The following is a 13,572-nucleotide window of genomic DNA, read 5'->3' on the forward strand; positions in this document are numbered from 1 at the left end:
CATGGCGGACCAACCAAGATTCCTGCTGGGAAACGGGCATAACCTAACGAGCCGCGTGAAGGTCACCAAAATCTTGGAGCCAAAGCCGCCGCCCTACGACATCAAGACGGCCAAGGCGAGACTCGCTCCTCAATTTTCGTCCACTGCCAAGTCGCTAGCGGAGATCCCAGACGCCGCTTGCCCGGACGACTACGCGGTCGCCTTGCTAACACTTCATCCTGAATACACAGCAAAGAGTTATTTCCCTGGCGAACTTTTGCGCGAGGCTCGCATGGAGGCAATTGGCTCACGACCAGCTCGGGTTAAACCTCAAGCCTGGAACAAAAAAGCTAGCCCGGAAGAGGCACCGACAACCCAGCTATACGTTGCCGCAAGCCGTCGCAATTTCGCAAGCTTCGCCAACCAACTACCAGGCCTGTCCGAATCTGACACGAGCACGAAGCAACTCTTTGAAATTGAGGTTTTCAAGGCACTGGATGTCAATGACCGAACGCAAAGAGTTGACCGAACAGCGAAAGACCCGTTGCTCGAAGTCGTGTTGCATACATCGGGCGTTCCTCGCGCTGGCCGCATTGTTGAGGCGTTTGAGGAATACGCAGACACGCTCAACCTGCGTCCTGATTTTGATCGCCGATTTGAAGTTGGGTCGCTTTGTTTCTTACCAGTTCGAGCGGCAAATACTGACATTGATAAGCTTGGGCAGTTCGCTTTTCTGCGAACCATCCGGCAAATGCCTGAATTGCGACCGATGAAACCAATCATCCGAACATCAGGTAAGTCCAAGCCCTTTGCAGTAAAGTTGCCCAAGGATCCTCCGCTCGATCCGCAGGTAAAGGCTGCGGTCTTCGATGGTGGTTTGACTGACGAAGCAAGCTTTGGTTCGTTCGTGCATGGACACGAACCCGTTGGTATCGGAGCGCCGGTCGAGACATTCGTCGATCATGGCACATCGGTTACGTCGGCGCTTCTGTACGGTCCGCTCCGAAAAGGCGATACGGTTCGGCAACCTTACGGTCAAGTCGACCACTATCGAGTCCTCGACGATCATTCTGCCAAAGATCCCTACGATCTTTACGACACCCTTGCCCGCATTCGTGATGTCCTGCAAGTTCGGAAGTACGGGTTCGTCAACCTGAGCATTGGCCCGTCGCTACCAATCGAAGACGATGACGTTCACGCCTGGACCGCCGTCTTGGATTCGCTTCTCTCAAGCGGCGAGACTTTGGCGACGGTTGCGATCGGCAACGCCGGCGAAAAAGACCGGCCTTCTGGGAACGCACGTGTTCAAGTGCCATCGGACAGCGTCAATGCGTTGGCTGTCGGAGCAACAGACAGATCGAATGAAAAATGGGCGCGTGCAAAATACAGTTGCTATGGTCCTGGGCGAAGTCCCGGCGTCATCAAACCCGAGGTCGTGTCCTTCGGTGGTTGCTCAGCAGAACCGTTCTTCGTCATGGATTCGTCACTAACAATTGCGATCCCGGAGGCGGGGACAAGTCTCGCTTCGCCCGCAACGCTGCGTCTTGGCATGGGAGTGCGTGCTCACTTCGGCGCAGACTTTTCAGCGCTCGCCATCAAGGCGTTGCTGGTCCACTGCTGCGAACCGCACGAGACACAATCGTCGGATGAGATAGGTTGGGGGAGAGTGCCCGGCGACGTGGAACAGCTTGTCGTTTGCGGTGATGGCGTCGCGCGCGTCGTGTTCCAAGGTGAGTTGACACCAGGACAATACCTGCGCGCCCCGGTTCCCATGCCGGCTGGCAAGCTAACAGGAATGGTCTCGATCTCAGCCACGTTCTGCTTCGCCAGCGAAACGGACCCGAATGATCCGGGGAACTACACGCGAGGCGGATTGGACGTGACATTCCGGCCAAACGCGGACAAGTATGCTGTAGATGCTGCCCATCCAAAATCGAGCTCGTTCTTCCGCAGTTCCGACTACGACACTGAGGGGTCGCTACGACGAAACGCCCACAAATGGGAAACAACTTTGCATCGGCAACGGAGCTTTCAGCCAAAATCCTTGAAAGACCCAATGTTCGACGTCCACTACCAAGTTCGTGAATCGGGCCGCACAACGAGAGCGAGCGACAAGATCCGGTATGCAATGATCGTTACCATCAACGCTCCCAAAATGCCGGACCTGTACGATAAAATTGTCCAACGGTTCCAAACTCAGATTGAGCCGATGACGCCGCTAATCGAAGTTCCAATCCGCGTTTAGGTGCTAACTGTCCTGCTGACGGTGAAGCGAGATCAGATCGTCCGTACAGAACGAAAGCCCCAGGCAAGCAGGGACTTTCGCGGCATTTTCCAGCACTACTTGGCTGGTTTCTCTTTCGGTTGCGACTGGGTGGTCTTCTTGTCGCTGTCGTTCGACGAGCCCTTCGGCTCGTGGCTACCGGAACCATTCGTCATAGCAAATTCCTCGAGAGTGAGAAGCAAAAACGACGATGCAGACGATCGTCTGTATAAACATCGTCTGTAGAGCTATCGAGTTCAAGGGGTGATCTTATCTAAATGGATCAAATTGAACTCGAATTCGGAAAAGTTGTACGCAAATACCGCGAAAAGGCTGGCCACTCACAAGAGGGGTTCGCCGATGTTGCCGGTCTGCATCGAACTTACATCAGCTCGATTGAGCTTGGGAAAGTCCAGGTCGGTATCGGCGTCGCCGAAAAGCTCGCCATTGCGCTGGACGTTCCGCTGAGTAAGCTATTTCGGGAGATTGAAAGGCGACGCGATAACCAATCCGGTTAGCTTTTGGTTTAGTAGCAGGTCGAGTCGCTCGTAGTATTTACGAAGCGTGTCGCGTGAGCCCAAAAAAAGCAGGCTGCTGATTGCCAAAGCTCCCACGTCTGGCCAGGCAGGCCAAGAGACTAGGTAAGCCGTTCTCCAGCACCCATACGCGAATAGCCAAGCGAAAAGACTATTTCCGTAGAACTGGTAGTAGCGATACTGGTTTTCGTTCAGCAAGGTGAACGCTTCTGAGTTGGCTTGCAGCCGGGAGAAGTCCCAGTTTGGTCGAATTATCCCGGTCCATTCGTTGATTCGATCAAGCACCAACCAGCGAACCGTGCTGCTGAGCAAACCAACAAAAATTGCGGCCAACGACGAATACAAAAAGCCGCCAACTGAAACTCCGCCGTCACCGGCGATCCACGATTTGATAGTGGGGGACTGAAAACTTGCACCGCAGATCGCGATGAACCCCGGTACGAGGTAAGCAATGACAAGGCCGAAGTTTTTGTCGGTTAGATTGTTCACGCGGAAAGACTAGGCGGTCTTTGCCAATGGCGCAAACAGGTGTCACCTACGCGGTATGGAGGCGATCCCTCGAAAGCCGCAGCGTGCCGACGTCCAGATCGAGAGCCAACACCCTATCGTCCATTTTCGATCATTTGTCGGATGAGCGGCAGCTCGACGAAGCAATGGGACCGTAGCGGGCTCTTATCGAAATGCACTCGAGCCACCTCCAGTCGACTATCAGTCCGCGACACTACATCGACTCCTGACCTGGCAAAAGGCTGGCAACCGAAGCTGAACTGAAGCAGCACCAGCACCTGATAGAGGTCATGCCTTTGTGTCATCGAAGACGATTCGAAATTCTCAAAACATCTCGTGAGAATGCGCATCGCGACCAACTTCTCGCCCCTGCGAAATTCCCAAATTGCGCGAACTAAATCCCATCTCACATCGATCAGGAATCGATTCGTGTTCTTAACTTGTTCCAGCGACTCTCGCTGCTCATGAAACCAAGCAAACTGCTTGGCCGCAATTTTCATTCCATCTTGACTTGCGGATTTCGAGGCGATTCTCGCCATCCCCATTCGTTCATGAACAATCATCTCAAAAATCTGAAGTGCCAAGGATTCGTCTTCGAGATCCTCAATGGCTAGACTGTGCCCCGCTTCAAAATTGAGGGCCGCAAGCCGATGAAATCGCGCCTTTGCCAGCGCGTTTGAAGCGTTCGGATGATCCTTGCTCCAAACAGGCTCACTACCTGGTATCAATCGACGTGTGAGCTGACCGCGAAGAAGAATCAATTTGGCAATCCACTCGGTGTTGGCACGCCTACGTGTCATCATTCGATCGACTCCACCTCTCGCAAGTTCGATGAGCCGGTTGCTCTGCTCCGCGAAATCGTCCACAGGAGAGGTGACGAGCCTGTGCGTTGAGAATTCAATTGCCATCTCGACGAGTGAGAAAGAATCGAACGGTGTAAATTCATTCGTACCTACGAAACGCAGGTGTTTTTCAAGCAGCTCTTGCACTTCAACAAAATCCGTTGGGTTGATAACCCCATGGTTTGAAAGCCCTGTGTAGTTCAGCCCATAAGTGTCGTTCCCGAGCCAGCCCTGCAGCGATTGCAAGTCTTGGAAGTGAGTCGACAGCCGCTCAACACCGGCAGCTGGAGGTGCGAAGTAGTTGGAGCCTAAATCGAACTCGATCTCAATTCCGCGCAAAACAGACTCGCGCATTCGTTGAGACGATCGGCCGTTCACAAAGGTCTTTCGTGAGATCTCCGACTCATTCTTCACGGAAGCCTTGTCTCCGATTAGATGCGAGCAACGGTGAAAGAACTTCGCCTCTCCAACCTCTTCGATGAGACTGTCAAGCAAATGGTCTGCGTAGGCAGATCTCCTGTCCTTGCGAGGCTTGCTCATTCGATTCTCGATGACCTGGGATGACTTGGGAATTCCGTTTCGTGCTGGACGAGCTGAAACATATCCTCTGATTGTAAACGCAACCCTACACCAGTGCAGATTAAGCGGAACAGCACGGCCAACAACCGGCGGAACGCAATAGAAGTCGCCGACGATGAACACACGCGAAACGGACAAAAGAATGATCAGATCATCAACGGCCTTCAGAACGTCGCCCCCTACCGCGACGGGAAGTAATTCGGCTTCACTGGAGCGCATACTAGACTCGGTGCGTTGCTACGATCAGGAGTCGTCTATGGCAATCCGACTGATCCCCACTGAGGGACTGATGAGCAAACTACAGAGGGAAATGTACTTGTCGGTTCAGTGTGGTCGATATCTTCATGCCCCACCAGAGAATCTAGACAAGGCAATTGCTTACCCAGATATTCACCACCTACAGTCTGTCTTTTCGGAAACATGCGAGGTAATCGCACGTGTTTTAAAAGGCAACTATGTCTGTCCCGATTTCCTGTCCGGTCTGCAGGCCATGCAGTTGGTAGTCGCATCGTTCAGTACGCCTGGGGATCTCGTTCTTTCAATATCCGAGGAGCACGGCGGACATGCTTCGACGGCGTCGATAGTCAAAGACCTCGGTCGGCAAAGTGCTTCGCTTCCATTCGATCCTGAAAAACATCAGATCGCGACAGAGAGTCTGGATCCCGAGGAAGACCCTGCCTTGGTCCTTGTCGACCATTCAAACGTTCTGCGATCACATGACTACGTAGAACTGGCAGATCAGTATCCAGACGCGATCCTCGCTGTTGATATTTCCCAAGTAATGGCTCTCGTCGCCAGTGGCGATTTCCCAAATCCACTGGACAGCGGAGCGGACCTGATCTTCGGGAGTACTCACAAGTCAATGAATGGTCCGCAGAAAGCGATTGCCGTTACGCGGAATGACGCAGTGTTTAGAAATCTCCAAGAGACGGTGGATATCCACATTTCAAATAATCACCCAGCCAGCGTGGCCGCCCTGGGGATTTGCTTTTCCGAATTTGAGCTGTTTGGATTCGAGTATGGAGCCATGCTGCTCCACTGCGCGAGGGCGCTGTCGCACCAGCTTGATCGCAACGGAATCACCGTCTATGGTCGTTTCAATGGTGAGTTCACTAGCACCCAACATGTTTGGATCGACGTCGAGAAATGCACGAAACTAACTGCTATCGAAGCGGTACAGACGCTACATTCGGTAGGACTGATTGTAAACACTTTGTATCTGCCGACCGGCGGAGAATCTGGTGCTGGGGCTAAGGGTCTTCGCCTTGGAACAACAGAAGTTGCCAGGCTCGGGATGGGCCCTGACGAAATGGGCTTGATCGCTGAAGCAATCGCCGACGCCCTGCTGTCTCGCGTTTCACTAGACGACATACGAGAAAGAATGCTGCAGCTGCGTGAGCGCTTTCAGCGTGTTGAGTTTTGCACAGATGCCCTTGGTCAACGACATTGAGTTAGGTGAACGATACAATGAAACCCGCAATCGTCTTAGTGAGTGGCATGAGCGGATCGGGGCAAAGCTTCTTGATCCAAACCCTGAAAGATGCCCACGTTGTAAGCAGTGAGGGTTCACGATACCTCACTCGTCCGCTCCGTCCAGACGACAACTCTTCTCAAATCTCTGCAACTTTAAAACGTCTAGTTGGTGAGTGCTCTTGGTTCTACGAGAAGTACGGCACGCGATACGGATTCGCAATCCCGAATATGGTAAGATCTCGACTAACGCTTGCCGTCATTGCTGGAGATTTGGATAAGCTCTTGTCGCTGAAATATGCAATCTCACGTGAGGCACCGGGTATCCCGATTGGCCTACTTCGACTGAGCGTGCCAATTGATCTAATCGCTGCCCGACTTTTAACAAGGTTTGGCTACGGAGAATCACTTGACGAGAGGGTTCTCGATAATCGCGATCTTGAGTCTTACGAAATGCCACAGCAGGAGTTGCTGAAGCGATTTGTGGACATCAGCTACATCCACAATATTTCAAATACCGAGGCCATCTTGATCGATGCTCCCGCGAGAGCCATATCGAAAGCAGCGATAGTCGAGTTCGGCAAATCCGTTGTTGCAAAAGCAGTTGTCGCCGCCGACATGATGTCGACTGACATATCTACGCCTCGAATAGTAACGTCCACTAGTGATATGCCGATCGCTGTAACAGAGGTGCTTGGATGCCTTGGAGAAACGGCGAAGCAGCAAGGTGTCAGTCTTTACCTAAAGGGAGGGGTTGCGGTTTCTCTGTATGCAAACAGTACGCGAACACACCTGAATACCGATGCCAATGGCATACTCAGCGAACTCCCCTCGCTGCATAGGGAAGTGAGCAGGCCGGTTTCTCTCGACATCGACTGGATGCCAGAAGTCGAAGCCGAACAAGATCACCGACGTTGCGTTCGGAGTCTTGTGCGTGGTGACGATCTGCTTGAGTTTTCCGAAAACTGGGATGAGAAGCTTTTTCATTCTCGCAAATTTTGTAGCGAGTATCGCGGGGTTGAACTTGATTGCGTTTCTGTCAGTCGAATACAGCCGACCGGCAGTCCTTTTACTTTCGAGTTCTTTGTCGACGATTTCGTCTCAAGTCGCTCTCGCAAAACTGAGGTTGATGGTTTACAGCTCCTTCCACCTGAGCTCTTGATGTTTGAAAAGCTGCTAGCGGGCAGAAATGAGGATTACGGCAAGTTTGATTTCGTTGATGCGGCCATATTGGCGATGGGAAATCGCTTGTCCGACGACTTACTATTGCATCTTGTCTTTCTACAAAAGCACATTGAGGGACGTGAGGAGACGATCGAGCCAAGATTTTTCCAGGACAAGGAATTACACCGACTTGGCTTCAAATCACCCAATATCAGAGCGATTACGATGCGGCGATGCGGCCAGGATGGTTCAAATAGAAATCCTTTCGATTCGAGTCGAGATGGAATTAAGCAACTTGCGATGTTGGATCGGCTGCACGCCAACATTGGATGTCTTCTCCGACGGCCAAAATCCGACAGTCAGGTGAGCGACAGTAGTGCATCGTATCTTAGGCAGTTTGAGAGTAAATCACTTACTCGACGGTTCGTCGCAATACAGTCTTGGGCTGAGTACATTGCTGAGTACGTAGTGGGCAGGGCAGACGTACACGTAAAGTCATCCCGACAGTGGAATGGTGTTGACGATTCTTAGTTCCATTTCGGCTCGGTCTTGGATTACATATGCTTGTGAATCAACAAATCGCCTGATAAGAAGACTTATCGGCAAATATTGAGTGATTTCAGGGGGTTAGGGCGGTTACAGTTGCACATTGTTGTCCATTCGCAGTCGGACTTCGGCGAGCGCTGTCGTTAATGCTTCCTCGACCTGCTCGTAGTTGCAGTCCTTCGGAGTCGAGACGACGACCTTGACGCCCTCCTCACTTGCGAAAGTCAGTCTCGCTCCCTTTCGCGTGGGACTGCTCTTTCCTCGACGTTGCTTAACTTGGCTTTGCGCCTTGGCTGCTGTAAACGTAACGCTATCACCGCCGCTGTATAAAGCCGCAAGAATTTGATCATCCGACGATAGTTTGGAAAGCTCGTAAGCCGCGAGCGCGGAAAGCTTGCCTTCTTCAACGCGCTGGCGGACTTCTTCGGGGAGTCGCAACAGGGCCAGAGAACGTGTTACCTTCGACGGAGTCACTCGGATCGATTCGGCGAGTTGCTTACTGTTCCATCCGGTCATCTCTCGGAGCTGTTCAAAGGCTTTGGCTTCTTCGATCGGTTTCAGGTTTTCACGAAGCAGATTCTCTATCAACTGTTGCTGGAGCACTTCACTCTTCGATAGTGAGTCCTCGACAAACTGACAATTGACGAGTTTCAACCCGGCTTGTTTCGATGCACGATACCGACGTTCCCCAGAAATGATAATCCAAGTTGACAGTTCCTCGGACCAACGGACTCTAATCGGCTGAAGCTGCCCCTTCTCCTTGATGCTATTGGCGAGTTGCTCAATCTCGTCATCACTGAAATCGACACGAGGTTGTTCTGGATCAGGAATGAGTTTGTCGATGTCGAGCGTCCCAAACGATCGCAGAGCTCGGCGCCCGACATCCTTGGTCTTTGCGACGGGACTAAGTGTTGGACGGGATTCGTGGTCTCGCACGCCCATCGACTCGTCCAAATTCCCCTGAATGCGTTGAAGAGTGTTTCTAGTATTAGTCATTCTGTTCTACGCCATCGTTTTTTGGTTCTTGCGACTCGCGATCCGCGTCATCAATTCATCGACGAGCCTTCGCATACTTAAAGCCGCTTTTGACTTTGGAGCGTAGACTTCGACGGGTTGCCGGCAAGCCAAAGCCACCTTGAAGGCTGAGACTTCGGGCATCACTGTGTTTAACGCCATTTCTTCGTACAGCGTTCTCAACCTTGCCTCGTAAGAACGATGGACCAGCAGTCGTTTGTCGTATCGTGTAATCAGATGACCAAGACGCCGCAGGTTTGGGTTAAGTCTGCGAGCATTGTCAATGCACTGATGAACCGCTCGAAGTCCTTGAGTGCCGAAGTCTTCCGGTGGCACGGGGATAACAACAAAGTCCGCCGCAATCATTGCGTTCCAACTGCACTGATACAGATTCGGTGGGCAATCGATCAACGTGATGTCGTAGTCGCCAACTTCTTCCAAGGCGTCTCGAAGTGAATACTGAATCATGCCCGATGACTCAGGTGTTGGTGCGTTGAAGGCCGCCAGATGCTGGTTGGTAGGAAGCACGGAGATGTTTTCAAAGTCCGTCTCGCGAATTAACTGTTTTCGATCAATAAAGAACGTCGACTCATCAAAAATTGCCGCAAGCGTCTCCTCGGGCGGAAGGTTCTCGATTTCATCGCTTCCAAAGAATCCTTGGCTCAATGAGCCTTGAGGATCGGCATCGACTGCCAAAACAGAATAGCCCAGACCAGCAAATGCACCGGCGAGATGAAAACAGGTCGAACTCTTTCCGCACCCACCTTTCTGATTGATCAAACACAGGGTCACTCCTGCCATACGCTTCCTTGGCTAGCGGCACGCCGCGAATTGCACAATGCAATTCGCGATAAGTTGCCGATTTCACGCTTGATAAACTCTCATGGGTTGCTGAGGGTCGTCAAGGGAAATACACGCGGTTTGGTGGGGCGTATGTACGTGTCGTTTGCGTCACATCTTTCGGTGCCCCAGAACGCACCTCATGCAACCCGTCATTTCGATTGCATAATGCAATTCTCGGTAGCTGCCCGAAATTGTTTCATTTTCGGGCTGAGCTAGGTCGAGGGGGCGAGAGTGTTTTTGGTTTCCGAGTGACGTCCAACGTGCTACGTGCTTTAAGCAGGTTAAAGCAACGGAGGCACATGAAGAAACAAAACGAAAAATCCAAACGAGTCACTGGCATGGGGCAACTGTCAATTGTCGAACACGCTCTATGTCCCCTCGATTCACGGACATCACTGAAAGAGAATTTGGTGCATGCCGCGAAACATTCTTTCGTGAACAAGTCCGGACAGCGAGGTTATGCGAAAGCACGCGTGTTCTGCCCACTTGGTCTCTCAGCCGCTGACGAGCTTTACCTTTGGGGTTTGCTGGCTCTTAGCCTTTTACCCGCCGAACCAGAGTCGGAGCTAGTGGCGACGCCCCACTGGATTCTCAGGCAACTAGGAATCATCAACCAGGGAAGTAAACGTGGCGGAAGGCAGTACAAAGCATTTGGTGAAGCACTGCGTCGTCTGTCAGTCGTCAACTACATGAGCGACAACTTTTACGATCCGAATCGTTCTGAGCATCGACGCGTTAGCTTCAGTTTTTTCAGCTACAGCTTGCCCCAGGACGCTCGCTCGTCACGAGCATGGCGAATCGCTTGGGACCCAATCTTTTTCGAGATCGTGAAGTCTAGCGCCGGTCACTTCCGCTTTGACCTTGCGGTCTACCGTGAACTCGACGCGGCTAGTCGACGTTTGTTTCTCTTTGTCAGCAAGGTGCTGTCGAGGCGAACGCATTTGCGAGCGATCGGGTTGGAGCAACTCGCCACGGACTTGCTTGGCTTCAGCCCCACGTTGGCGCCGCGTGAGATGAAGGCGAAGGTGAAGCGCTGTCTTAAGCGGCTAATGGACCTTCACGTGCTTGCGGATGCGGAAGTGTTCAAGACCAATTGCGGCAATCAGTTTGTACGACTGCATCGCGGCCCCTACTTTCAGATGGCCAAGCAGGGTAGCTACCGACATTCTCCGGTCGACTCCCCTACTCTGGATACACTTCGCGAGATTGGTTTTGAGGACGGGCCAGCGATTCGTATGATTCAGCGTTTCTCCCCTCGCCTACTCAACGAATGGTGTGACATTACCCAAGCCGCCATTGAACGGCACGGAATGTCATTCTTCCATAAAAGCCCAATGGCGTTTTTGGTGGACTCACTCGACAAAGCTTCAAAAGGCAATCGAACGCCTCCGGACTGGTGGGCGGATCTGAAGCGAAAAGAAGCCAAGCTTCATGAGATGACTCCGCAAAGCAATGAAGTATTTCAAAAAGTCCGAGCAGAAATTTTCCGAGACCAAGTTACCTCGAAGATCCAGGATTCCTCCCCCACTTCCGTCTCTTCAGCGAGTGATATCTTGAGATCAGTTGGATAGATTCAAAGGCAAGATCATTTGTTTTCAAGTACTTACTTTGTACAAGTACTTTGGGGCCTCCCCTCACCTGTGCTCAGACTTCCCTATTTTGGCTGTAAATTCGGCGACTTAGATGAGATTGCGTTACGCGAATGGGGCATATTCTGTGACGTGAGCGACACGCATTTTCGTCGATCTGAGACGGGAGCGACACGCCTTTTCGCGTGATTCGCGTGACGGGACCGACACCCGTCACTGAAGTTATCCACAGCCTCCGGCTTTCTGGATTTCGGCAACTAGACTGGTGGGGAACCCCAAATCTTGGACCAAATTTCATGGCTTTTCTCGACTCAACCGACTGGCAGATCCATCCGTTTCTACGCGATGAGTTGGTTGCTGCTACCTTCGGCGATTTCTACATGCTCGACGTCTTCGAGCGGTCGATGGAACTGCTGCATCGTCACCTCCGCAAGGGAACGATCCTAGAGCACACCAAACGCATCCTGAGCGAATATCCGCCGATTGAACTCACCGATCCTCTGAACGGCTACAAATCGGCTGATCTGACGGATTTGTTTAAGCTTGGCAAGTTTCGCTATGACGGGGATGAGAATCGACTTTGCATTTGGTCAATGCGGCACGAACATTGTGACTTTGCCGTCGGCTCAGCTTGGCTGAATGACAACAACATCGAAATGAACTGGCGTTACTTTCTTGAAGAAGCTGAAGAGAATAACGTTGTATTCCCGAATGAGCCAATCGGTCGCGAGCGGTTGGCGTGGGAAGTTGCAGGAATTGTGCTGCACGAAGTCGTACACAATCAGGGATTCGCGCATCCAGACTACAGGGAAGTGATTGACGGCAACGCGGCGAAACTTCCGAATCTGGTCGAAGCGAGAGAATCAGAGTTTGATCCGCAATATGAATACTTCAGGTCATTACCCTGTGTCGCCGAACAAGCGGTTTACCTAATCGCAAAAGACGATTTTGCTGGCACCAACTTTGATCCGTCGCGGAATCGCCGTTGGCCCACGCCGTGCGCCTGTCATGTTCGGCGTCGGCCAAAGACGGATGGACCGTTCGGGGGAATGCCTCTCGAACTGCCGATGAGCAATGATCGTGATAAATCAGTTGGAGTTCGTGGCCATCAAGACGGTCGCTGAACGTGATGACAGATTCGTTTCGGATCTCTTGGGCATCCAACGTTGCATGGCCCGAAAAATTCCGATGTTTGCTTCAACGCAGGCGAGCAAATCGTGTCGAACCGTTTGTCGCAGCTCAACGCCAAAATAGTCCGCAAGTGTTGCAAATCTGAAATCGCTAATAGGTGTCATTTGTCTGTCTTCGTAAAGAAGCCAAGTCGCTCGCTGCATCGTACATAGGGGACGCATTGAGGCAGGGAAGAACGCGTGATGACGTGCGAACCAGGCATCTAGAAACGCTGATTTCATGGTTGCATCGTAGGCAACTAACTGAGCAAACGGTGAGTCGGTTTCGTCGTCCGCGAACTGACCCATGGCTGAATGCCTGCGCAAGAAGCTTTGCGCGCGTTGTAGAGCATCGAGTTCAGGTAATGCGAAATGGCGCCACGTCCGTCGGTCATATATTCCGCCGAACAACGACTTTTGTTCCACATCTTTTTGCCGGAAGCGGATCTTCGTTTCAAAGCGATCTATTTCGCCAAAGTGCTCGTCGACGGCGATCGCCGCAAACTGGATGATTGGATGAGTCAGTTCATTTCCCGCTACGATGAGATCGAAGAAGACTAACCGCTGATCAACTGTTTTTGGCTCCATACAACGCAGGTACCATTTCCCGGCTTGATTGTCCATGAAACGCAAGACGTACAAGTAAAATGAAGTTTGGATCGCCTTAGTGCAGGGATAAAAACGACGCTATGCTCATTATCCTTGCTTAACTCTCGGGTTGCGCTATGGAAAATGTAGAGGCTGGGCTCGGATTCCCGGCTTCGGCTGTCGCTTTCGTTAAACGCGCTGCTGCGAGTGTGCCGCAACTTCGGCATGCCAGTGGTGGCACGCACGACAAACTTTGATAGCCAATCGCACCCGGTAAACCTTGGCTTACCACCAAGGCTAAGGGCATGGAGTTAACCTCCCGTGACGCGATTGGCCCGTAGAGCTGGATGCATCGAGAGGTGCTTGTCCAGTTCGACGGAGGCTTCGTTGAGTAATCCGGTTTTGACTATCGGGCCTCGTATGTCCGAGAAATCTCACCGAGTAATACAACGATTCGATCCGATGAGATTGATCCCGCTGGGG

At 52.0% G+C, this 13,572-nt stretch carries 11 protein-coding genes; 7 read left to right on the plus strand and 4 right to left on the minus strand.

The features are described from left to right. Position 1: 1 nt before the first annotated feature. Both Poly59_RS10680 and Poly59_RS10685 read left to right on the plus strand, forming a co-directional pair. Positions 2 to 2,224 (plus strand): S8 family peptidase, encoded by a 2,223-nt coding sequence (locus Poly59_RS10680; RefSeq protein ID WP_146534036.1) that lies wholly within the window; start codon positions 2 to 4, stop codon positions 2,222 to 2,224. Between the two features lie 296 nt (positions 2,225 to 2,520). Then, on the plus strand, positions 2,521 to 2,760 hold the full coding sequence (locus Poly59_RS10685; RefSeq protein ID WP_146534037.1) for a helix-turn-helix domain-containing protein: 240 nt from the start codon (positions 2,521 to 2,523) through the stop codon (positions 2,758 to 2,760). Here Poly59_RS10685 and Poly59_RS10690 read toward each other — a convergent pair. Beyond that, the gene (locus tag Poly59_RS10690; protein WP_146534038.1) at positions 2,716 to 3,267 is read right to left on the minus strand and encodes a hypothetical protein; all 552 of its coding nucleotides are present in this window, start codon (positions 3,265 to 3,267) and stop codon (positions 2,716 to 2,718) included. The genes Poly59_RS10685 and Poly59_RS10690 overlap by 45 nt on opposite strands. Before the next feature lie 113 nt (positions 3,268 to 3,380). Further along, positions 3,381 to 4,925, minus strand: coding sequence for a hypothetical protein (locus Poly59_RS10695; RefSeq protein ID WP_186776160.1), 1,545 nt, complete (start codon positions 4,923 to 4,925; stop codon positions 3,381 to 3,383). 37 nt (positions 4,926 to 4,962) lie between these two features. Here Poly59_RS10695 and Poly59_RS10700 point away from each other — a divergent pair, with 37 nt between their 5' ends. Further along, a complete protein-coding gene (locus Poly59_RS10700) occupies positions 4,963 to 6,156 on the plus strand; it encodes a PLP-dependent aminotransferase family protein (RefSeq protein WP_186776161.1) in 1,194 nt (397 codons plus the stop codon). A gap of 17 nt (positions 6,157 to 6,173) precedes the next feature. Beyond that, positions 6,174 to 7,871 carry a hypothetical protein gene (locus Poly59_RS10705; RefSeq protein ID WP_146534041.1) on the plus strand — a complete coding sequence of 566 codons (1,698 nt, stop codon included), beginning with the start codon at positions 6,174 to 6,176 and terminating at the stop codon, positions 7,869 to 7,871. 105 nt (positions 7,872 to 7,976) lie between these two features. Here the strand turns inward: Poly59_RS10705 and Poly59_RS10710 are convergent, their stop codons facing one another. Next, entirely contained in the window at positions 7,977 to 8,882 is a 906-nt protein-coding gene (locus Poly59_RS10710) for a ParB/RepB/Spo0J family partition protein (RefSeq protein WP_146534042.1), read from the minus strand. Between the two features lie 6 nt (positions 8,883 to 8,888). Then, positions 8,889 to 9,701: a ParA family protein gene (locus Poly59_RS10715; RefSeq protein ID WP_146534043.1), complete on the minus strand. Its 813-nt coding sequence runs from the start codon at positions 9,699 to 9,701 to the stop codon at positions 8,889 to 8,891. A gap of 341 nt (positions 9,702 to 10,042) precedes the next feature. Here Poly59_RS10715 and Poly59_RS10720 point away from each other — a divergent pair, with 341 nt between their 5' ends. From Poly59_RS10720 to Poly59_RS29375, 3 genes are all read left to right on the plus strand, one after another. Further along, complete coding sequence (locus tag Poly59_RS10720; protein WP_146534044.1) at positions 10,043 to 11,314, plus strand: hypothetical protein; 1,272 nt, start codon at positions 10,043 to 10,045, stop codon at positions 11,312 to 11,314. 314 nt (positions 11,315 to 11,628) lie between these two features. After that, entirely contained in the window at positions 11,629 to 12,456 is an 828-nt protein-coding gene (locus Poly59_RS10725; protein ID WP_146534045.1) for a hypothetical protein, read from the plus strand. Positions 12,457 to 12,873: 417 nt separating this feature from the next. Further along, a complete protein-coding gene (locus Poly59_RS29375) occupies positions 12,874 to 13,062 on the plus strand; it encodes a hypothetical protein (RefSeq protein ID WP_222436079.1) in 189 nt (62 codons plus the stop codon). The last annotated feature ends 510 nt before the right edge of the window (positions 13,063 to 13,572 follow it).

Source organism: Rubripirellula reticaptiva (genome assembly GCF_007860175.1).
Taxonomy (GTDB): Bacteria; Planctomycetota; Planctomycetia; order Pirellulales; family Pirellulaceae; genus Rubripirellula; species Rubripirellula reticaptiva.